Annotated in this window: 20 protein-coding genes and 1 pseudogene; 6 read left to right on the plus strand and 15 right to left on the minus strand. The window is 43.2% G+C overall.

What is annotated here, in order from left to right; all coding sequences use genetic code 11:
- Positions 1-443 precede the first annotated feature (443 nt).
- Entirely contained in the window at positions 444-1,226 is a 783-nt protein-coding gene (gene yaaA, locus FTV14_RS10470; RefSeq protein ID WP_180053875.1) for a peroxide stress protein YaaA, read from the minus strand.
- Positions 1,227-1,348: 122 nt separating this feature from the next.
- Here yaaA and FTV14_RS10475 point away from each other — a divergent pair, with 122 nt between their 5' ends.
- Positions 1,349-1,981, plus strand: a complete 633-nt coding sequence (locus tag FTV14_RS10475) for an alpha/beta hydrolase (RefSeq protein ID WP_159123226.1) — start codon at positions 1,349-1,351, stop codon at positions 1,979-1,981.
- A 138-nt stretch (positions 1,982-2,119) separates the two neighbouring features.
- Here the strand turns inward: FTV14_RS10475 and FTV14_RS10480 are convergent.
- The 5 genes and pseudogenes from FTV14_RS10480 to pheA form a co-directional block, all read right to left on the minus strand.
- Positions 2,120-2,356: pseudogene (locus tag FTV14_RS10480) on the minus strand (GNAT family N-acetyltransferase); the annotation flags it as partial.
- A 36-nt stretch (positions 2,357-2,392) separates the two neighbouring features.
- Positions 2,393-2,758, minus strand: a complete 366-nt coding sequence (locus FTV14_RS10485; protein ID WP_166136040.1) for a hypothetical protein — start codon at positions 2,756-2,758, stop codon at positions 2,393-2,395.
- Between the two features lie 100 nt (positions 2,759-2,858).
- Positions 2,859-5,105, minus strand: coding sequence for a bifunctional prephenate dehydrogenase/3-phosphoshikimate 1-carboxyvinyltransferase (locus FTV14_RS10490; protein ID WP_180053876.1), 2,247 nt, complete (start codon positions 5,103-5,105; stop codon positions 2,859-2,861).
- Positions 5,106-5,108: 3 nt separating this feature from the next.
- Complete coding sequence (hisC, locus tag FTV14_RS10495) at positions 5,109-6,200, minus strand: histidinol-phosphate transaminase (protein ID WP_179993203.1); 1,092 nt, start codon at positions 6,198-6,200, stop codon at positions 5,109-5,111.
- Between the two features lie 66 nt (positions 6,201-6,266).
- On the minus strand, positions 6,267-7,376 hold the full coding sequence (pheA, locus tag FTV14_RS10500; RefSeq protein WP_125279073.1) for a prephenate dehydratase: 1,110 nt from the start codon (positions 7,374-7,376) through the stop codon (positions 6,267-6,269).
- A 487-nt stretch (positions 7,377-7,863) separates the two neighbouring features.
- Here pheA and FTV14_RS10505 point away from each other — a divergent pair, with 487 nt between their 5' ends.
- Positions 7,864-8,382, plus strand: coding sequence for a DJ-1/PfpI family protein (locus tag FTV14_RS10505; protein ID WP_180053877.1), 519 nt, complete (start codon positions 7,864-7,866; stop codon positions 8,380-8,382).
- An 82-nt stretch (positions 8,383-8,464) separates the two neighbouring features.
- Here the strand turns inward: FTV14_RS10505 and FTV14_RS10510 are convergent, their stop codons facing one another.
- Positions 8,465-9,607 carry an acyl-CoA dehydrogenase family protein gene (locus FTV14_RS10510; protein ID WP_159123221.1) on the minus strand — a complete coding sequence of 381 codons (1,143 nt, stop codon included), beginning with the start codon at positions 9,605-9,607 and terminating at the stop codon, positions 8,465-8,467.
- Positions 9,608-9,774: 167 nt separating this feature from the next.
- Positions 9,775-11,118, minus strand: coding sequence for a dicarboxylate/amino acid:cation symporter (locus FTV14_RS10515; RefSeq protein WP_005236469.1), 1,344 nt, complete (start codon positions 11,116-11,118; stop codon positions 9,775-9,777).
- A gap of 414 nt (positions 11,119-11,532) precedes the next feature.
- On the opposite strand from FTV14_RS10515, the gene FTV14_RS10520 reads away from it, so the two are divergent.
- A complete protein-coding gene (locus FTV14_RS10520; protein ID WP_166136025.1) occupies positions 11,533-12,534 on the plus strand; it encodes a glycosyl transferase family protein in 1,002 nt (333 codons plus the stop codon).
- A gap of 59 nt (positions 12,535-12,593) precedes the next feature.
- Here FTV14_RS10520 and FTV14_RS10525 read toward each other — a convergent pair whose 3' ends face one another.
- Positions 12,594-12,866: a YeaC family protein gene (locus FTV14_RS10525; RefSeq protein ID WP_004784238.1), complete on the minus strand. Its 273-nt coding sequence runs from the start codon at positions 12,864-12,866 to the stop codon at positions 12,594-12,596.
- Between the two features lie 2 nt (positions 12,867-12,868).
- Complete coding sequence (locus tag FTV14_RS10530) at positions 12,869-13,807, minus strand: NAD(+) kinase (RefSeq protein WP_125279078.1); 939 nt, start codon at positions 13,805-13,807, stop codon at positions 12,869-12,871.
- A 191-nt stretch (positions 13,808-13,998) separates the two neighbouring features.
- Here FTV14_RS10530 and mrcB point away from each other — a divergent pair, with 191 nt between their 5' ends.
- Positions 13,999-16,389, plus strand: a complete 2,391-nt coding sequence (gene mrcB, locus FTV14_RS10535) for a penicillin-binding protein 1B (protein ID WP_180053878.1) — start codon at positions 13,999-14,001, stop codon at positions 16,387-16,389.
- A gap of 14 nt (positions 16,390-16,403) precedes the next feature.
- Positions 16,404-16,952, plus strand: a complete 549-nt coding sequence (locus FTV14_RS10540) for a tetratricopeptide repeat protein (RefSeq protein WP_180053879.1) — start codon at positions 16,404-16,406, stop codon at positions 16,950-16,952.
- Positions 16,953-16,993: 41 nt separating this feature from the next.
- Here FTV14_RS10540 and FTV14_RS10545 read toward each other — a convergent pair whose 3' ends face one another.
- Positions 16,994-17,893, minus strand: a complete 900-nt coding sequence (locus FTV14_RS10545) for an NUDIX domain-containing protein (protein WP_125279081.1) — start codon at positions 17,891-17,893, stop codon at positions 16,994-16,996.
- A 138-nt stretch (positions 17,894-18,031) separates the two neighbouring features.
- On the opposite strand from FTV14_RS10545, the gene hemP reads away from it, so the two are divergent.
- On the plus strand, positions 18,032-18,202 hold the full coding sequence (hemP, locus tag FTV14_RS10550) for a hemin uptake protein HemP (RefSeq protein ID WP_004784247.1): 171 nt from the start codon (positions 18,032-18,034) through the stop codon (positions 18,200-18,202).
- Between the two features lie 86 nt (positions 18,203-18,288).
- Here hemP and FTV14_RS10555 read toward each other — a convergent pair whose 3' ends face one another.
- The 4 genes from FTV14_RS10555 to FTV14_RS10570 form a co-directional block, all read right to left on the minus strand.
- A complete protein-coding gene (locus tag FTV14_RS10555) occupies positions 18,289-19,614 on the minus strand; it encodes a HAMP domain-containing sensor histidine kinase (RefSeq protein ID WP_180018547.1) in 1,326 nt (441 codons plus the stop codon).
- On the minus strand, positions 19,611-20,282 hold the full coding sequence (locus FTV14_RS10560; protein WP_180053880.1) for a response regulator transcription factor: 672 nt from the start codon (positions 20,280-20,282) through the stop codon (positions 19,611-19,613). The genes FTV14_RS10555 and FTV14_RS10560 overlap by 4 nt, the downstream gene beginning before the upstream one ends.
- Positions 20,283-20,437: 155 nt before the next feature.
- Positions 20,438-20,803, minus strand: coding sequence for a NirD/YgiW/YdeI family stress tolerance protein (locus FTV14_RS10565; protein WP_125279084.1), 366 nt, complete (start codon positions 20,801-20,803; stop codon positions 20,438-20,440).
- A 95-nt stretch (positions 20,804-20,898) separates the two neighbouring features.
- Complete coding sequence (locus FTV14_RS10570; RefSeq protein ID WP_180053881.1) at positions 20,899-22,656, minus strand: GspE/PulE family protein; 1,758 nt, start codon at positions 22,654-22,656, stop codon at positions 20,899-20,901.
- Positions 22,657-22,706 lie beyond the last annotated feature (50 nt).

Genomic DNA, 22,706 nt, shown 5'->3' on the forward strand with positions numbered 1-22,706 from the left:
GTTCAAATGGCGATTCAGCGTTTAATTGGTTTTGGGAAAAAAGAAGAGTTTAAGGAAATTTTGGCAATTTTAAGAAAGCAGAATCCTGATAGGATAAGGGTTCTGTGAAATTTGTCGTGTACAGAGATTTTTTAGTCATTTTTTGAATATTAAAAGAAATTAATTGATTGATTCTATTTTTTATTTTTTTAGAAATTTGTCTTTACTATATAAATTTATCGAGTGAAAAATATCTTTTAAAGCTCCCTATAGCTTTCATTATTTTATTTAGCTTTTCTTCTAAAAAATTTATCCATTTCCTGTTAAAAATTCTTCTAAATAAATGATATTTTGGAAGTTCCTTCCTTTTTTTTAATTTTTATTCAATTCAATATTGCTAAACTTAAATTCACCCAAGACTTTTAAGAAAATTTCTTCATTCAGCCTTGGGTAAATCTTTTACCTTAAGCAGCCAGCTGCTCATCACGTCTAAATACCAACTCACCTTTTAATGAACTTTCAGCATCAAAATAATACCCATCGGTATTAAAGGCTTTTAAGTCTTCAGTTCGTTTGATCTTGTTTTCAATGATAAAGCGCGCCATTAATCCACGAGCTTTCTTGGCATAGAAGCTGATGACTTTATATTTGCCATTTTTCTGATCTAAAAATACCGGCTTGATGATTTCAGCCTGAATTTTGCTTTCTTTCACTGCCTTGTAATATTCATCAGAGGCAATATTGACCAGAATTTCAGACTCTGCTGCTGCCAGATCATGATTGATCAGGTCAGTGATGGTATGTCCCCAGAACTCATAGAGATGAGCACCACGTGGGTTAGTCAACTTGGTTCCCATCTCCAGACGGTAAGGCATCATCAGATCCAGCGGACGCAATAAGCCATATAGGCCGGATAACATACGCAGATGGTTCTGTGCGTAATGAATCTGATCCTGCTTTAACTGGTAAGCATCCAGACCGGTATAAACGTCCCCTTTAAAGGCAAAGATTGCCTGACGAGCATTGGAAAAATCAAAATCTGGCTGCCAGTCTCTAAAGCGTTCCGCATTCAGATTGGCAATTTTTTCACTGACGCTCATTAAGCTGGCAATTTCAGTTGCGGATAACTTGCGGGCAACTTCTATCAATTCCTGGGAATGTTCCAGCAATCTTACCTGAGTAAATTGATCGGTAGGTAAAGGTGTTTCGTAATCTAAAGTCTTGGCTGGTGAAATTAAAGCAAGCATAGCAACCTGGTTAAAAAATGATTAATCAAACTATATCAGTAGACTTATTTTAATTCCAATTCATGTTTTTATTTATCATAATCGTTAAAATAGAAAATTCTCCTGCAATTTATCGGTTTTCTATGTCCGAACCAATCTTCCTCCAAGGCCCTGCTGGCCAACTTGAGGTTTTTGTGGATTATCCTCAGGGTGAAGTGAAAGGATTCGCGATTGTTTGTCATCCCCATCCATTACAAGGTGGCACACCACAACATAAGGTTCCGGTGTTACTGGCACAAATGTTTTTAGAGCGTGGTTGTGTTGTCTATCGTCCAAGTTTCCGTGGTTCTGGTCAAAGTGCCGGTCTGCATGATGAAGGCTTTGGTGAAACGGATGATATACTTGAAGTCATTAAATATGCGCGTCGCCAACATATTGGCCTGCCTTTCTTTGCAGGCGGTTTCAGTTTTGGCGCACATGTCATGGCCAAGTGTTACGCTGCCCTGCCCGTTGAACTGCAACCTTCAAAAGTGATTTTGTGTGGTCTACCGACTGCAACCGTAGCTGGCCTACGTCACTATGTTACTCCACAGATCAAAGGTGATATTTTATTTATCCATGGTGAAGCGGATGATGTCACGCTTTTATCCGACATGATTGAATGGGCCAAGCCTCAACGTCATCTGGTCACTATCCTGCCTGGCGCAAATCATTTCTTTACCGGTTATTTAAAACAGCTTCGGATTGCGATGAGCCGTTTCCTCGCATTAAGCTGATCAAAAAAAACCTCATCGAATGATGAGGTTTTTTTATTCAGAAATAAAATCTTTAGCATGAATTTCATAAATTACAGCCCGATATTTAGGTTTATCTAGGTGGTTGGTAATTTTTCCACTTACACGTTCTGCAATTTTTCAGCTAGCCCAGTTTTCTTCGGCTACCGGATAGCTCAAAGCTTTGATCCCTAATGTATTGAAAGCATAGGCCACAATGCAACGTACTGCCTCATGTCCATAATGATGACCATGCGCCTTTTCACGAATCCAGATACCCACTTCAGGTATTTCATCATGCAGTCGATGCAAACCGCATAATCCGATAAATTCATGTCTTTCAATATGACGGATCACAAAGATATATTCTTTATGATCAGCGTAGTATGGGCAAAACCCTTTGCATTTGTTGAACTAGTTCTTCCACTCAAACTCACTAAAACTTTCTTGTTCTTTCAATGATGCTTCAACGGCTTGTGCCAACTGATTTAATAAACTTTGTTCTGTAATCCGGTCCAGCCAGTCCTGTTCTTCATCCGGATAAGAAGCAATTTCACAAATCAGGTGCCCTTCCTGGTCTCGTGTCTCACAGCTCACTGATAATGGCAACTCATGTTCATCGACACTTACGGCCACTTGTGCACCACTTTGCGCCAAAGTCTTAAAGCCATATTTACCGAGCTCTTCCGTCAGCAGATGTGCCACATATTCCTGAGTCTGCTGACTGCCCTGTAATTGTTGCTGGCTCTGAGGATTGGCCATAAATTTTAATTTTCGCATTGCTACATCCAAATGGCTTTTTTGTTGTATGGTTTTAGCATAAGCCAATATAAACAAAACAGCCAAGCAAAAGCTTGGCTGTTTCATGTAAATTTTAGAATTATTCTGTCACTTCAATCGCCAGACCAGCTTGAGAAGTCAGTTCAGTGAAGGTTGGGAAACTGGTTGCGACAGTTTCAGTCCCAACAATCTTAATTTCACCTGAGTTACGCAGACCTGCGATTGAGAAGCTCATGGCAATACGATGATCATGATGCGATTCAATTTCACCACCGGTAAAGATTGGTGACCAGTCACCTGCCTTGCCCTTACCTTCAATGATAATGCCATCATCAGTTGGCGTACAATCAATGCCCATGGTTTTCAGACCATCTGCCATCACCTGAATACGATCCGATTCTTTGACACGCAGCTCAGCAGCACCAGTTAGAATCGTTTGGCCTTCAGCACAAGCTGCCGCGATAAACAATGCCGGGAATTCATCAATTGCTAGTGGCACTTGGTCTTCCGGCATATGAATGCCTTTTAAGGTACGTGTACCACGGATACGAATATCCGCGATCGGTTCACCGCCCGCAATACGTTCATTTTCAACAGCGATGTCGGCTCCCATCTGTTTCAGGATTTCGATGACACCAGTACGGGTTGGGTTAATGCCTACCGCTTCCAAAGTCACGTCAGCATTTTCAGTAATCGCTGCACCGACCATAAAGAAAGCAGCAGATGAAATATCAGAAGGCACCTGAATGTTAGTACCCACCAGTTTGCCGCCACCTTGCAGGGAAATACGGTTAGCTTCAGTTTTTACGTCATAACCAAACGCACGCAACATACGTTCAGTATGGTCACGGGTTGGTTCAGGTTCAGTCACTGAAGTTTCGCCCTCAGCCCAAAGACCCGCTAGCAAAATCCCAGACTTCACCTGAGCCGATGCCATTGGCAAGTCGTATTGAATACCTTTCAGGTTTTGATTACCGGTAATCGATACTGGTGGTGTACCACGTTCACCCGTAGTTTGAATCTGTGCACCCATCAAACGTAATGGTTTAGCAATACGCTCCATTGGACGTTTAGATAGTGAAGCATCGCCAGTCATTACAGAATCAAATTTCTGTGCTGACAGCATGCCAGACAGCAGACGCATCGAAGTACCCGAGTTGCCCATGTAAAGCGCAGATTTTGGTGCTTTCAGACCATGCATACCCACGCCATGAATGGTCACTTCGCCATTCTTAGGACCTTCAATACTTACGCCCATGTCACGGAAGGCTTGCAGCGTCGCAAGCGCATCTTCACCCTCAAGGAAACCCGTTACATGCGTTGTGCCTTCAGCGATGGCACCAAACATGATGGAACGGTGTGACACAGATTTGTCACCTGGCACGGTAAATTTACCCTGGAACGTCTTGGCACCTGGTTGAATGGTAAATTGTTGTGTCACTTTATTTTTCTCCATGAGAGGTTTCTTGGCGAGCATATGATTGAAGTGCTGACGCGCAGCCTGCGCATGCCCCAATAAGCCCATTAAGGCTTGTGAATCTTCATCTTCAATCAGCTTGCGGATAATCGCGAGTTGAGCTTCAAAGCCGTCCACGGCATTGAGAATCGCCTTTTTATTGGCAAAAAAGATGTCATGCCACATTTGTGGATCACTGGCAGCAATACGCGAGAAGTCGCGGAAGCCACCGGCAGCATAACGAAAAATATCCAGATTGTCTTCGCGCTTGGCCAGTTGTTCGACCAAGTTGAAGGCCATCAGGTGCGGAAGATGACTAGTATGTGCCAGCACTTCATCGTGCTTTTCCACATCCATACAAATCACTTCCGCCTTTGCCGCCTGCCACAGTTGAATCAGTTTCTCGACCGCCCATTGTCCGCTGCTTGGCAACGGTGTCAAAATCACCTTGTGATTGGCAAATAGATCGACCTTACCTGCATGCACGCCGGTATGTTCGGCACCAGCAATCGGATGCCCCGGAACAAAGCCGACTGGCAGATTTTCACCAAACACGGCTTTAGCTGCATCCACCACATTGCCTTTGGTACTGCCAACATCGGTCAAAATGACATTTTCCGATAAATAAGGCTTGATGGTTTCCAGCACTTTCTGGGTGGCACGAACAGGTAATGCCAGCACCACCAGGTCTGCTCCTTTAACGGCTTCTACAGGATCTGCATAGCCGTCGGAAATCAGACCCAGTGCCTTGGCATCTTCCAAGGTTTTTTGAGAGCGGGTCGATGCCACGATGTCATTGGCTAAATGCTCGGCCTTAATGACACGCGCCAGGCTTGAACCAATCAGTCCAAGTCCGATAAAGGCAACTTTTTCAAACAGTGGCTGCGACATAACTTAAGCTTTCGCCTCTAAGCCAAGTACTTTACCTAATGCAGCAAGAAATTTGGCATTTTCAGCTTCAGTACCAATCGATACACGCAGGTGATTTGGAATACCCACTGGACGTACGATCACCCCTTCTTTCAACAACTTGTTAAATGTTTCTGCTGGGTCAGCCTGTACATCAACCAAGATGAAATTCGCGCGTGAAGGTACATAGTTCAGGCCTAAAGCTTTGAAACCCGCTTCTAGCTGAGCCATACCCGCCTTGTTCACTTCACGAGATTTCTCGATAAATGCTTCATCTTTCAGTGCAGCAACCGCAGCCACCATCGCTAAATGGTTGACGTTGAATGGCTGACGGATACGGTTCAAGTAATCAGTCACTTCAACAGATGCCAAAGCAAAACCAACACGCAGCGCAGCCAGACCATAGCACTTAGACAGCGTACGGCTGACAATCAGGTTTGGATACTGTTTCAGGAATTTCAGGCTATTGAAGTTTTCCGGGAAATATTCCACATAGGCTTCATCTAGCACCACGATCACGTTCGCAGGAACTTTCTGCATGAATGCTTCAAATTCAGCTTCTTCAAACCAGGTCCCTGTCGGGTTATTCGGGTTTGCAATAAAGATCAGCTTGGTGTTGTCTTTTACCGCAGCCGCCATCGCTTCAAGGTCATGTGAGAAACCTTTAGCAGGTACTTCGATCGCTTCAGCGTTAATCGCTTGAGTCACCAGTGCATATACCGCAAACGCATGCTGGCTATAAATCACTGAATCTTTTTCAGAAACAAATGCACGGGCGAATATTTCCAGTAAGTCGTTTGAACCATTACCTAAAGTAATCTGGTTATGATCAAAACCGAATTGTGTCTTGATCTGATCTTTCAGGATAAAGCCACCGCCATCCGGATAACGGCCAATTTCCGCCAGTTCCGCAGCCACTGCTTCTTTGACTTTATCTGAACAGCCCAGCGGGTTTTCATTTGAAGCCAGTTTCACGATATCAGTGATGCCCAACTCACGCTCAAGTTCACTGATCGGTTTACCTGGTTGATATGGCTTTAATTTAGAGATGCCTTCATTGGCTGGGACAAACGACATTTTATACTTCCGATTTACAGATGAAACAGTGGTTAGCACCCTCGCACTAACCACGAAAGGCTGCTTTTATAAAACAGCTGCAGGATATGAACCAAGCACGCGGACTTCTTTCACAAACGGACGAATTTCTTCGATCGCAGCTTTAACATTTTCCTGCTCAATATGACCTTCAAGATCGATAAAGAATACATAAGCCCATTTTTCAGGAAGTGCAGGTCGAGTTTCAATACTAGTTAGACTAATGTTGTGTTTGGCAAATGGAGCCAGAATTTCCAGCAATGCACCGGCACGGTCATGCGCAGATACCAGTAATGAAGTTTTATCATTGCCGCTTTGTGGCACTTTTTCACGGCCAATCACCAGGAAGCGTGTCGTGTTCTCTGGATTGTCTTCAATATTGCTGTGCATAATCTCAAGATTATAAATATTCGCAGCAATTTCAGAAGCGATCGCAGCAGAATGCCATTCATTCTGAATACGGCGTGCCGCTTCAGCATTTGAACTGAGTGCCACACGTTCTACACCTGGATAATGGGCATCCAGCCATTTACGGCACTGAGCCAGAGTTTGCTGATGTGCATAGATCTGCTTAATACTGTCTTTACGGGTATTTTCAGAGATCAGGAACTGGTGATGAATGGGTAATTCTACTTCGCCAATCACATTCAGATGCGAAGTCTTGAAACAGTCTAAAGTGTGGTTCACTACCCCTTCAGAGGAGTTTTCAACAGGCACCAGACCATAATGTGCACTGCCCGCTTCTACTTCACGGAATACTTCATCAATGGTGGGTAATGGACGAACCACAGCATCATGACCAAAATGTTTCAACACTGCTGAATGTGTGTAGGTACCAACAGGTCCCAAAAATGCAATACTTTGCGGTGCTTCAAGCGCCAAACAAGCCGACATGATCTCGCGGAACAGACGTGCCATCGTCGTATCTGACAATGGTCCTTCATTGCGCTCCATAACATTGCGCAAAACCTGTGCTTCACGTTCCGGACGGTAAAACAGCGGATTTTCTTCAGATGCGAATTTCGCTTTTGCTACAGCCTCAGCCAAACGTGCACGACGGTTAATCAATTGCTGGATTTGTTGATCAACTGAATCGATATCTTCACGAATTTTAGCCAAATCTAAAGAAGCCGTTGTGTTTTGATCGTCGTTGATCATCGTGATGTCGCCCTTCATAAACCTTATCTGTGCAGTATAACAATTAGTGCGCTGCAAATGTTACACAATATAACTTTAGTAGATTAATTCTTAAAAACAGGGATTTGATTTTAACCGTTCATCGCTTTAGTCATATCTGGTAACATTTCTTTCAGCATTTTCGCATCTTTTACATTATCAAATTGTAAACTTTGCCCGCCCATCTTAACTGATTTTTATCAAGATGAAATATCACTATTTCTTAATCTACATAACGATTTTAAGCATAAGAAAATAAAAATAAAGCCATCTCGATTCCTCTAGTTTAACTACTTAAAATCTGAGTGACAGTTCACAATAAAATGCACATAGAAAACTGTTTTTTTGATCATTTTCCTTTGATTTAATTGGATTTTTTACACTAAATCACTATTTGGTTACAAAGCAGAGACGTTTTTTAAACCTTAAATCGCTAGTCTAATTTAAAACTATATTGGGGGTGCCTATAATGCCAAAAAGAATAGCGGTACTTGTAACGAATAATTTTGAAGATCTTGAATATACTGAGCCTGTTGCAGCCTTACTTGCTGCAGAGCACAGTGTCTGTAATATTGAACTGCATGCCGGAAAAGTCGTACATGGACTACATGGCCAGTCGAGTGTAACCATTGATCGGGGAATTGATCATATCAGTATTGATGATTTTGATGCCCTACTCATTCCGGGCGGTGAATCGCCAGTGTCCCTCGCCAACGATATGCGAGTCTTACATTTCATTCAGGCTTTTAATGAGGCCAAAAAGACCATCTTCAGTCTTTGTGACGCATCTTTATTACTCAGTGAAGCAGATGTTTTAAAGAACCGCATCATTACCAGTATCCGTGCGCATGCACCTCGGGTACAACATGCAGGTGCGACTTATTATGATGTCGAACTGGTCAATGACAATAATCAGCTGATTTCATCTCGAGTACCAAATGATTTGCCAATTTTTATTCATGAATGTCTGGATGTACTAAAATCTTAAAATAATAAAATATCTAGATTTCAAGAATATTCTTTTCATAAAAAAAGAGTCCATTTAGGACTCTTTTTTTATCTGTTGATTTTTAACGTCCAAGCAGACCACGTGCAACAATTTCTTTCATGATTTCATTGGTACCGCCATAGATCCGTTGAATGCGAGCATCAACAAAGAAACGCGAAATCGGATATTCAGTCATATAGCCATAACCACCAAAGAGCTGAAGCAGATTGTCAGCAACTTTCATCTGCATATCAGTAGAGAAACTCTTTAGCGCTGCTGCAGTTTCAACATCCAGCTTGCCTTGCATATACAACTCAACATTCTGGTTATAGAAAGCTGCTGTTGCCAGCTCGTCAATCTTGGCCTGTGCCAGTACAAAACGGGTATTCTGGAACTGGCCAATCGCCTGACCAAAGGCCTGACGCTCTTTGACATATTGAGTCGTTACATCAATCGAGCCACGAATCGCCCCCAGTGCGGTTGCCGCAATAGCGGTACGTTCACGTGGGAGTTCCTGCATCAGATAGACGAAGCCCTGACCTGGCTGACCCAGCAATTGATCTTTCGGTACTTTGACATTATCGAAGAACAGCTCTGAAGTATCCTGTGAATGCAGACCAATTTTGTCCAAGTTCTTGCCTTTTTTAAAGCCTTCCAGATGCGTATCCACCAGCATCAAAGACACACCTTTGGCGCGTGCTTGTGGATCTGTTTTCACGGCTAATACGACTAGGTCAGCATGCTGACCATTGGAAATAAAAGTTTTAGAACCATTTAACAGATAATGATCATCCTGCAAGATGGCATTGGTTCGCATGGCTTGCAAATCAGAACCTGCACCCGGCTCAGTCATGCCAATCGCACCGACCACTTCACCAGACACCATTTTCGGTAACCAGTATTTTTTCTGCTCTTCTGTACCGATATGCAAGATATACGGCGCTGCGATATCCGAGTGACAAGACAGGCCGGTTGAGATGGCGCTATAGCCTGCTCGAGCTGACTCTTCAATCAACATCAGGGAATAGTGAGTCGGAACACCGTAGCCACCATATTCTTCCGGGACATCGACACACAAGAAGCCATTTTCACCCATCGCATTCCAGACTGAACGCGGCATCATGCCTTCATGCTCCCACTCTTCATAGTAAGGCGCTACATGTTCATTCATAAAGCGTTTGAAATTGTCGCGGAAAAGTTCCAGGTCAGCATCGTAAGCCAGCATTCTTTTATCCTTATCGTGTTTATCGTTTTATTTCCTGTGCACAGGCTAACTATTTTTAGAAAGGCTGTCATGTACCTGACTTATTTTTTTGCTAACTTCACAGTCAGATAAAAATAAAAAAGGAAGCCGAAGCTTCCTTTTTTATGACCTATAAGACAAACTCAAACTTAATGAGCATTATTGCCTTCCTGCGCCATTTTTTCATCAATTTCAGCCGGATTTGCTAATGCATAGTTCAGCTTGTCCATGTCTAACTGACCGACCCATTTTGCTACAACCAGAGTTGCCAAAGAGTTACCGACCAGATTGGTCAAGGCACGGGCTTCAGACATGAAGCGATCAATACCGAGAATCAAGGCCAGACCTGCAACCGGAATATTACCTACAGCCGCTAATGTTGCTGCCATCACGATAAAGCCTGAACCAGTTACACCCGCTGCACCTTTAGAAGAAATGAGCAATACGAGAAGCAAGGTAATCTGGTGAGACAAATCAAGTTGCGTATTTGTCGCCTGTGCAATGAAGATTGCCGCCATTGTCAGGTAAATCGAAGTACCATCCAGGTTAAACGAATAACCTGTTGGAATGACCAGACCCACCACTGACTTTTCAGCACCTGCCAGCTCCAGTTTTTTCAGCATACGTGGCAATACAGATTCAGACGATGAAGTACCGAGTACAATCAACAGCTCTTCACGAATCAGGCGAATCATCTTGACAATGCTAAAGCCGGTAAAGCGTGCAATTGAACCCAGCACAATAAAGATAAACAGCAAACAGGTGATATAGAAACAGATGATCAACTGGGCCAATTGCGCCAGAGAACCGATCCCATATTTACCGATCGTGAAAGCCATCGCACCAAATGCACCAATAGGCGCAAGTTTCATGATCATGTTCACGATGTTAAAGAACACATGTGAAATCTGATCTACCAGTTTGAGGACTGGCTTACCTTGTGCACCCAGTTTGTGTAATGCAAAACCGAACAGGATCGCAAATAAAAGGACTTGCAGGATTTCGCCTTCAGCAAATGCTCCAACCACCGTATTTGGAATGATATTCATAAAGAAATCAACGGTAGACTGAGAAGCACCCGACTCTACATATTTAGAAATCCCGGCCGTGTCCAGCGATGCCGGATCAACATTCATCCCAACGCCTGGCTTGGCAATATTAATTACCAGAAGACCAATGATCAGCGCCATCGTTGACACGATTTCGAAGTAAAGTAGAGCGACACCACCAGTTTTACCAACTGATTTCATACTCTCCATGCCTGCGATCCCGCTAACCACGGTACAGAAAATCACAGGTGCGATGATCATTTTAATTAAACGGATAAATGCATCACCCAGCGGCTTCAGTTGTTCGCCCAGACCTGGAACATATTGTTCTGCACCATTAATGATTTGTGTACCACTTGGCGAGAAATGTCCGACGAGGATACCCGCAATAATGGCTACAATCACTTGAAAATAAAGCGACTTATAAATTGGTTTTTTAGCCATAACCTTACTTCACGATATACTTCTAACCAGAAGCAATATTCAGTTTTCACTTATTTTTAAAAAACAAGCGTCCAATACTTCATTGTCTGAAACAAAAAAGTGCCTATGTATCAAAAAATTAATCTGATACTGAAATTAGAATGTGTATGTACATTTAACAATCACAGGAACACCGATCTTTAAGAAAAGTCAGTGCATTGATCAGGAGATAAAGCAAACACAAGAATTGCGTGAAATTTTAACCGCTTTTTAGACTTTTGTTTAACCCGAAATGTTAAATTTGCCTAAATACTAAACAATACCTCTTAGACTATAGTCTTATAAAACTCTAATAATTCTGCAAAATAAGAAGGTGAAATACCAATATCAGCGTAAAATATGCCAATACTTGATGAACATGATTGATCTATGCCCATGACCACAAAGCGAAATATTTATAAAGATGCCGAACATCCTTTTGCCCAGTTTATTCGTATTATTGGCAAGGGAAAAAATGGTGCACGTTCTTTAAGCTATGAAGAAGCCTATCAGGCTTTTAGCATGATCCTGAAAAATGAAGTACTGGACGTACAACTGGGCGCTTTTCTGATGCTATTACGCGTCAAAGAAGAATCCGTTGATGAACTCGCAGGCTTTGTGCAAGCGACCCGGGACCAACTGAATTTTAAGGCGCTTGATGTTGATCTGGACTGGTCTTCTTATGCAGGCAAACGCAAACATTATCCTTGGTTCATTCTGGCTGCGCTTACCCTTGCTAAGCATGGCTATAATATCGTGATGCATGGTGCTTCAGGTCATACCTTGAATCGGGTCTATACAGAACAGGTACTTAACTACTTAGGCTATCCGATCTGCCAAAATGATGTTGAGGTGGAACAGCAGCTTAAAGACAAACATTTTGCTTACCTGCCATTGGAGGTGATCTCTCCAATTCTGGCTGAGTTGATCGGGCTACGTAATGTCATGGGCTTACGCTCTCCGATTCATACGCTGGCACGCCTGATTAATCCATTTAATGCCAAAGCGACTTTACAAGCCATTTTCCACCCTGCTTATCGTAGTTCACATCAGCAGTCCGCTTACAAGTTAGGCTATCAAAATAGTGCAGTCATTAAAGGTGAAGGTGGTGAGTTCGAACGTAACCCGGATGCCAAAACTTTAATCTGCGGAATTAAGAATGGCGAACTTTATGAGCACGAATTACCAAAACTGACTGACAACCGTAGTCCGATTGAAGAAGAGCTGGATCTGGCTGTGTTTAAGCAAGTATGGGAAGGTCAACGCTCACATGAATATGGGGAAATCGCAGTGGTTGAAACTATGGGCATTGCACTGTATACCATGGGCGAATATGACAGCTATGAAGCGGCGATGCAAAAAGCCAGAGAACTCTGGAATAGCCGTCTTTCAGTTTGATCAAACCAAAAAACAGACATTAAAAAAGACCACATCTGTGGTCTTTTTTTCGGTTTCGATTAAACGAAACGGATCGGTTTAAATTCCGGCTCATTTTTGTGATGATCATCATCACATTGTTCGCCTTCTTCTTTAGTGCCACGATCGATATAACCGCTACGTTCGGTTTCTGGCAGGTTTTTCATTTCCCAGGCATAGACAGCCTGCATACAGGTCTGACGCTGCTCCTGAGTCAGTGCTACACCATTTGGCCACTTGCCAATTTCAATGGCTGTTCTTAAGCGTTCTACAATCTCAGGATTGAGTACGGCAAGCATTTGTTCAATATTCATATTTAATCCTGCTTAAGATAGTCGAAGTCCTGATTCCAGCCCAGTTTGGTTCGACATGCATTATAGAAGTCATAACCTGGCGGATGCAGAAGATTCAGTTTAAAGGGATGCTTACGAATATGGACGCTATCGCCAACATTCAAAGACACACTGTGTTGTCCATCCGCACTCACCATCGGCAGTACGCGATTTTCACGAATCATCAGTTTAATTTCACTATGCCCTCCGACCACAATCGGACGTGAAGACAAGGTATGCGGATGCATCGGCACCAGCACAATTGCATCCATACTTGGATGCACAATCGGCCCACCACCGGACAGTGCATAGGCTGTTGAACCGGTCGGTGTAGATACAATCAGACCATCACTATGCTGGCGATAGACATATTGTCCATCAATATTCAGCTCGAAATCGATCATATGCACCGATTTACCGGAGTGCAAGACCACATCATTCAGGGCAATCGCATCATAGATGATTTCACCTTTGGAGCGAACTTCCATTTCCAGCAAGAAACGGCGTTCTGCCTGAAAATCACCTTTTAATACCTGATCCAGTTTAAAGATGACTTCAGTTGGCTTGATATCTGTCAGGAAGCCCAAACGACCACGGTTCACCCCGATCACTGGCGTATTGTATTTTACCAATGCCCGCGCTGCATGTAACAGTGAACCATCCCCACCTACCACAATGACTAGATCAACCACTTCGCCCAACAAGGCGCGGCTAACTGTTTGGGTATTCTGATAAGGAACCAGTTCAGCTGTATCTGCATCAAAAACAGGATGTAGACCTAAATTGAGCAGATGATCGTGGATCAGGCATAAGGTTTCAACCACTGAAGATTTATCCGGGCGTCCAATCAACCCGATATTTCGAAATGTCTTGTGGGAAATTTGCACCAGTGTCGTCGCTCCGCTTCGAATCCTGCTTATCATAACATTAAGCTTGAATAGGATGACAATTTATAACATGACAAAGCTGTGCAGGATTGAATTGAAATAGATTGAAATTAAGGAGAAAATGTGAAGTTTAATTTTAATTTTAATCTCAATAATTGATTAAATATTGCAAAATAATGAAAAGCTTCGCATGATTAGCACAATTTCACAGGGTCTTATCGTCATTTATGAAATCTGAACGAGGTATGGGGTTCATTGCCTTAATCTTCTCCATTCTAGTCATTTCTGCATTTGTAGCATTTAGTATCTATTTGATTAAATTAGATAATATTGTGCGTGAAAAATTTGAAGGTCAACGCTGGGATATTCCGGCCAAGGTTTTCGCACGCCCGATGGAAGTGTATGTAAATGCCCCGGTCAGCCAGCAGGATTTCCAACAAGAATTAAAATTACTGGGTTATAAAGGTTCAGACAGCTATACCAAATCGGGCAGCTTTGTCAGCACTGGCAATACCATGTATGTGCATACCCGTGGCTTTGATTTTGGCGATCGCGTTGAACCTGAACAGGTATTGAAAGTCAGCTTTGATGGCGATCAGATTGCTGAAGTAAGTGCGACCAAACCCTCTTCTAGCGGGATTGCCCGTCTGGAACCTTTATTGATTGGTGGTATTTATCCACAGCATAATGAAGACCGTGTGCTGATTAAGCTCAATAAAGTGCCTAAACCGTTAATTGACGCATTAATTGCCACTGAAGACCGTAATTTCTACAATCACCATGGTGTATCTCCACGCGGGATTGCACGTGCAGTGGTAAGTAATATTACTGGTGGTAAACGTCAAGGTGGTTCAACCCTCACCCAGCAGCTGGTCAAGAATTTCTACTTAACACCAGAACGCACCTTAAAACGTAAGGTGAATGAAGCCTTTATGGCAATGCTGATTGAATTGCATTATGGCAAAGATGAGATTCTGGAAGCCTATTTAAATGAAGTGAATCTGGGCCAAAATGGCAACTATTCCATAAATGGTTATGGTCTGGCTTCACAATTTTATTTTGGCTTGCCGTTACGTGAACTGAATATTTCTCAACAGGCCTTTTTAGTCGGTCTGGTACAAGGTCCAAGCCTGTATAACCCATGGCGTAATCCTGAACTTGCGAAAAAACGTCGTGATGTGATTCTAAATAATATGCTGGTAATGGGTAATCTGACCCAAGATCAGTATGAAACAGAAACTGCCCGTCCGCTGAACGTCATTTCCAAACCAACTTTAGGCCCTGCTCGCTTCCCGGATTTTCTGGATATCGTTCGCCGTCAGTTGCGTACCGAATATCAGGAAACTGATTTAACCAACCAGGGTCTGCGTATTTTCACAACCTTAGATCCATTGGCACAAACCCGAATTCAAGACAGCTTTAAGGAAAGTGTAGCCCGTTTAAGCAAAGCCAATCCAGGCCGTCTAAAAGATTTGCAGGGCGCTGTTCTGGTCGCACACCCTGAAAATGGCGAACTGGTTGCAGCGGTAGGTTCTACCCAGGACTTTACCGGTTTTAACCGTGCTTTAGATGCCAAGCGTCAGGTGGGTTCATTACTCAAACCGGTGATTTATTTGACAGCACTAGAATCGAATCGCTATCACTGGGCCAGTCCAATTGAAGACAGCCAGATCACCATTCAAAGTGATGGCAAACCATGGACACCGAAAAACTATAGTGGTAGCGCACATGGTGTAGTACCGATGTCTCTTGCCCTGTCACAATCCTATAACCTGTCTGCGGTACGTTTGGCACAGGAATTTGGCCTGTCGACCTTTATTAACCATCTGCAAAAATTCGGTGTGACTTCTGACATTCCTTCTTATCCATCTATTTATTTAGGTGCAGTAGACATGTCACCGATGGAAGTGATGAATATTTACGGTAACTTCGCAACAGGTGGCTTTAAATATCCGGTGAAATCGATTCGTTCAGTAGTTGATGCGAATGGCCGCTCGCTTGAACGTTACAGCTTAAGTGTTCAGCCGACGATTGATCCAGCATCAGCCTATGCTCTGAATTATGGTTTACAACAGGTCATGTCGAGTGGTACTGGTCGTTCTGCCTATAACAGTTTGCCACGCAACCTGAATCTGGCGGGTAAATCGGGTACGACAAACGATACCCGTGATTCATGGTTTGCAGGTTATTCTGGCAACTATATGACAGTGGTCTGGTTAGGTCTGGATGACAACAAAGTCACTGGATTAACCGGTTCTTCAGGTGCACTTCCGGTCTGGACCAATGTCATGAAACAGCTGCATCAGAAGCCGGTGAATCTGGCTCAGCCTAATGAAATTGAATGGCACTGGCTGGACCGTTATACAGGTAAACTGACTGCCCAAGGCTGTGATGGTGCCATGTATATTCCGATTTCACGTCATGCCTTGCCTAATCAGGCAACTGCTTGTGGCATCTCGCATTACGCCACTGAACCTTATACGATTGATTCAGAACCTTCACCAGAAGATGAGGAAGATGATGATCTCAGTCGTTATATACAAGAAAGTGAAACAGAAATAGAACGCGAAGTTGCTAAACAAACCCGTATTATCGCGAGTGGAAGTTATAGCCAATAATTGAGTCTATGTTTATGTTAAGAAAATTGATTCCTGGTCTGCTCATCCTCGGTCTGGTGGGCTGCCAAAGCATGTCGGAGCCAGAACAGCCTGCGGCTCCTACTAAACCTCCGGTTAAGCAGAAACCAAAATCCTCTACACCTGATGGTGTAGTGATTACGCCCTATGATCGACCGGAGATTAAACGTCAGAAGATTGTGATCCCTGAGCAAAAGCCTCAGGCACAAAAGTTTGATGATGGACGTAACTTACCTGCATTTAAAAAATTGATGCAGCAAACTCAGCAGGCCTATAGCAAGCAGCAATATAATCAAGCTGAAACTTCTGCAGTACAAGCTCAGCGTTTGGCGCCCCAAGCTTCAGAAACTTATCTGTATCTTGGCTTGATCGCAAACCGTAAAAACCAGCCGGCCCGTGCAGATGCTTTCGCCTTACGTGGTTTGAGCTATGCGCAGACCAATGCAATGAAAAAGCAGCTCTGGCAGGTGCGCCTGAAAGCAGCTCAACTGCAAAAAAACACCAAAGCCATTCAGCAAGCTCAGCAGGCCTTAAAGAAATTTTAAGGCCCTGGCGTGAGCCCGGTTATTTATAATAAGTTTCTGACTTAAACATAACGGATCCCTGCAATCCCATAAGCATGCTGGTTTTGAGCATGGTCTAGATCTTCAGCTTTTATACCGCCTAAGGCAAATACAGGAATCTGTACCTGTTCAGCCATCTGTTTAAATTTTTCCCAGCCTAAAGCTGCGGTATCAGGATGTGTTTCTGTTGCCAGTACCGGGCTGAGTAAAGCTGCTTCACAGCCTATGTTTTCTGCATGTTTTAATGCTTCCAGATCGTGACAGGCTGCAAGATAACGATAGCCACCAGCTAACTCCCCTTTTTGCAGTTGCATCAATTGAGACTGTTTCAGGTGAAGCGTACGAATGGTTTGCTGCTGCAATTCATTCAATTGTGACCAAAGTTCCTGATTAATGATCAATCTGGATAACTGATCGACTGGAATCTGCTGTAACTGGCTAATGTGTTCAGGGCTGGCCATTACTCGCCAATACAGCATCTGGTCTGTTTCCAGATTATTCAGGTGACTCAAGTCTTCAGAAATTTTGATCTTTCTCGGCCATTGCAGCTTTTGAATCATGGCCTGATTGGCTTTAGGAAAATTTAGTTCACTGAGTTCATCCCGGCTATACCAGCGCCAAGGCTGCTTGATTCCAGCTAATTGTTCTGGCTGAACCGAAGCATGGAAAATATGCAGATTGACGATGACATCTTCATATTCATGCGAAATAAAATCAAAAGCCTGCCATTGTTCGATGTCAATTCCGACTTCTTCAATCACTTCACGTCGACATGCCTCTATAGGCAATTCGCCCTGTTCTACTTTTCCGCCTGGAAACTCATATTTATTGCCCTGATGCTGTTTAGCTTCACGCCAACCGACCAGAACCTGATTGTGATGAAATAAAATAGCGATTGCGACATGAATTGTGGCTTTAGACATAATGTTCTGAACTATTGAAGTTTTACAGATTGTAAGCAAATTAGAGTTTTTTATAAATGCAGCAATTATTCGTTGACAGATCTATTCGATAATGATTATCATTTAAATCAATCCAAAACACACCACGGAGTCGACGGAATGAACGCACCATTTAGCCTATTTACCCGCAATAATGATACTCAGCATGCGCTACCGATGTTGCATTCGAACAATTTATTTGCGCTAGGACGAGAAATCCGGATCATGCATGCGGGTGAAGAATACCGTCTACGTTTGACTCGTAACAATCGTCTCATCCTGACTAAGTAATTTAAATACTCCAAAAATAATAAACGTGGGAACAGGCAGTATGAATCAGCGCATACTGCTTTTTTTAATTGCTATATCTAATATCTTTATTCTTCAGATTGAAAAATTAATGAAACTTTAAGCCCACCCAAAACTGACGGCGCATAATCAATCTTGGCCGTATGTAACTGCATAATCTTTTGACAAATCGACAATCCCAAACCTGAACCTTGTGTTCGCGTGCCCAAGGCGCGGTAAAAACGCTCACCTAAACGTTGAACAACTTCTTCCTGAATTCCCTCTCCCGAATTTTCAATCATAAGTTGTAGATTCTGACCTTCAACTATCGTCCTGATTTCGACCTGTCCCTGCATCGGCGTATAACGAATGGCATTATCAACCAGATTGCGGATACAGCTAAAAATCAGCTCTGCATTTGCTTCAATCACTGCATCTTCAAGTTTTAAGTTCCAGTGGATCTCTTTTTCCTGAGCAAAAGGTTGTAAAGCTTGTAAGACCTCCTGAACCAATACTTTAAGATTCACCTGCTGTTTGGGCAACTGCTCTGCATGTTCTGGATCAAGCCGAGCCAATAGCAGTAAGTTTTCCAGAATCTGCGTTCCGCGGTTGACGTCATTCTGAATCATCTGTAACGCTTGCCTAAGTTGAGCATCTTCCTGATATTTACGTTTCAGCACCTGTAAACGCATTTGAATGGCAGACAATGGGGAACGCAACTCATGTGAAGCATCGGCAGTAAAACGTTGCTCGGCAGCCAATGACTTTTCCAGCCTGCTCAACATGGCATTCAGCTGACGGATAATCGGTTGCAATTCAGTAATCTCAGGATCAGGACTTTGAACCGGAGTGAGATCCTGTGCAGATTTAGAACCGATTTCTCGGGAAATTTTATTTAAAGGTCTTAATTGCCGCTTAATGGCAAAACGTAAAATCAGCCACTGTAATATCCATAGGATAAATAAAATCCCGGCGAAACCTAAAGTCGTTTGCCAAAGCTCATCAAAGCGTACCGAAAGCGGTTGTACCACTTTCACTTTCAAGTCTTGATCTTCAGCAATCAGAATTCGAATAAAATGACCATTTTCATAATCAAAGTGAAATCCGTTTTTCTGTGCAACTGGTATCTCATTAATCAGTTCATCATCAATTGAAGTGGTCAGTACCTGCTGATTCAGTAGTAAGGCATATTGAATATCAAACTGCTCACTGATTTCATCAACCTGCGTATTTTTGGCCTGGTTAACATCTCCTAAAAGTAACTCTGAAATTTCCTCCATCAGGTCATCATGCAAATCAATCGCCTGATAACTGGAAATTCCCAATAACAGCAGCCATGCCAGAAATCCTGCCAGTATGGAACTGAACATGGCATGTTGAATCAGCCGGCTTTGCAGGGAAATGGGTGCCTTCATATGGAGGCCTCGGGTTTATGCATCCGGTAGCCCAAGCCACGAATGGTTTTAATCATCTGACTGCCAATTTTTTTACGTAGCTGATAAATAAAGACTTCAATCGCATTGCTTTCGATTTCATCTCCCCAGGCATAGAGTGATTCTTCCAGCTGTTCTCGGGTAATGATATGTTCTGGTTTTTGCATCAGCTTATATAAAATCTGGAATTCTTTTGCAGTCAGATTAATGCTCTGCCCCGCCTTCATTACAGTCTTGGCTTGGGTGTCCAGACTAAGATCCTGCCATTGCAGGATATGATTTGGCATTTGCTGTTTTTGTCTGAGCTGGGCACGCACGCGAGCGGAAAGTTCTTCCAGACTAAAGGGTTTTACCAGATAATCATTGGCACCCAAATCGAGTCCTGCGACCCGGTCATAAATACTGTCCTTGGCGGTAATAAATATAACGGGCGTATCTTTCTGTTTATTGCGCAAGCTTTTAAGAATGTCATCTCCAGTTGCATTCGGCAAGCCACGGTCCAGCAAAATACAGTCGTATTGATGCTGTTCAATCGCCAGAATGGCATGATCTCCACGATGAACCCGATCAATCACATAACCATCCATTTCCAGCCAGGTTTGAATACTTTCCGCCTGAGATTCATCATCCTCTGCCAAAAGAATACGCATGCTATGCTCCGCTTATTTTATCTTTCTATCTTGCCTTGAACTTTCTATCTTGCCTTGAAAAAGTTTTAGACTCAAAAAAACCACATACTTTTTGGTAACTTGCATGTGGTTTTTTGTTGCTGTCTTCAGATTCAGTTCAGGAAATCATGCTGGAATTAGAACTGAACTTGGTCGACATCAATTTCAACACGTTTCGCAGGTTTATAGTCAATGTCCACTTCACCAATGATTACCACAGGTGTTTTAGCTGATACAGGTTTACCCTGCCAAAGTTCATCATCAATTTCGACAGTAATGGTGCCAGTATTATCGCGGAACTGGTATTTTTCATCACCGACAGCTTTTACCACATAACCTTTCAGCTGAACCTTGCTGTCATCTTTCATGGTCAATGCTTGCTTAACTGTAGTCGTTTTAGCAAATGCAGCCTGATTCACCGCAGTTTCACTACTCGCAACTGCGACAGTCCCAATTGAACCCATTAATGCTGCTGCTAAAATAGTATTCATCATCATTTTCATTGCAGTTACCTCTTTTTAAAGTCTTGCCCTGTTTCGATAATGCTATTAAAACAGCCGAAGATGAATTGAATCTTAAGATCGCTTCATCTTTAGAATTAATTTAATGGCACAACTCTTAAGACCTCTTCAAGCGTGGTGACCCCTTCCAGAATCTTGCGAGCACCGGCAATCCGTAAAGGTTCTACCCCTTCTTTTTTTGCCTGCTGACGTAACTGATTCAGGTTAGCATCCGCTCCGATCAATTGCTTGGTGGTCAGGCTAAGCGGCATAAACTCATAAATCCCGATTCGGCCTTTATAACCGGTATGGCGACACTCTTCACAACCGACTGCTTTAAAAACAAATTCCGGACGTGGTAAAGGATAGTCCACTGCCAGATGTTGCCATTCCTGCTCATCCAGAAAACTCTCCTGCTTGCAGTGTGGGCATAGCTTACGCACCAGACGTTGGGCCAGAACCCCCAGGATAGTCGCTGCTGTTAAAAATGGTTGTACGCCCAGATCATGCAAACGGGTCAGACTCGACGGCGCATCATTGGTATGCAAGGTAGAAAGTACCAAGTGACCGGTTAATGCTGCCTGAATCGCCATATTGGCCGTATCTTGGTCACGAATCTCGCCGACCATAATAATGTCAGGATCCTGACGCATCAGTGCACGTACACCATCTGCAAAGCCCAGTTCAATTCCGTTATTGACCTGCATCTGGTTAAAGCTTGGTTCCAGCATCTCGATCGGATCTTCAATCGTGCAGACATTCACCTGCTCAGTCGCAAGCTGCTTTAAAGTGGAATACAGTGTGGTGGTTTTACCAGAACCGGTCGGTCCGGTGACCAGAATAATCCCATGACTATGACTGGTTAACGCGTTCCATTCATTCAGTAAATACCCTTCGAAACCGAGCTGCTGAAAACTTCTGACCAGAACTTCTGGGTCAAATATACGCATTACCAGCTTTTCACCAAATGCGGTGGGTAAGGTCGATAAACGCAGTTCTGTTTCCTGCCCTTTTGGAGTCCGAGTTTTTAAACGACCATCCTGTGGTTTACGTTTTTCTGCCACATTCATCCGGCCCAGAATCTTGATTCGGGAAATAACTGCGGTCAAGGTATTGGCTGGCATGTTATAGATGGTATGCAATACTCCATCAATCCGGAAACGGATCTTGCCGGTGTCTTTGCGCGGTTCCATATGAATATCACTGGCACCCTGCTCAAAGGCAAATTGCAGCACCCAGTCTACCAGTTTCACGATATGCTGGTCATTGGCATCCGGATTCTGTGAATCACCCAGTTGCAGTAAGGCTTCTACGCCTTTATTTTCCCGGTCATAAGCAGATGATTTTTGTGAGCCACTGACTGCACGACTCACCTGATAATACTCAACAATATAACGCTGGAGCTGTTCCGGATTGAGCAATACCCGTTCAATTTTTTTTGGTGCAATATTCTGTTCGAGGTTTGAGACCCATTCAGTTTTATAAGGCTGATCTGTAGCAATCAGAACTTTATCTGGTTGAATTTCTACTGCCAGAATACGGTTACGCAATGCATATTCCTGTGACATAACATTGGTCAAGGCCTGCACATCAGCTTTGAGCGGATCGATAATATAGAACATTAAACCGGTTTTTTCTGCCAGCCACTGGCATAAGCGGTTGAGTGTCAAAGTACTTTGAGGATGGGACTGATCAACCAGACTAAAGTGCGCGATCCATTGCAAGGGATGCCATTTTATTTGTTCACGTTGACGATGTGTGGTCTGAACTCGCATCCGGTCACGTTCAGTTATTTTTCCGTCTTTTAAAAGCTGATCCAAACACCAGCCTGTATCAATTTCAAAATCAAATTTCATGATCGATGGTCCCCAAAACTGCCTCCACTATAACAAGTTTTTCCTGTTTT

Source organism: Acinetobacter sp. YH12236 (assembly GCF_013417645.1).
In the GTDB taxonomy this organism is placed as follows: Bacteria; Pseudomonadota; Gammaproteobacteria; order Pseudomonadales; family Moraxellaceae; genus Acinetobacter.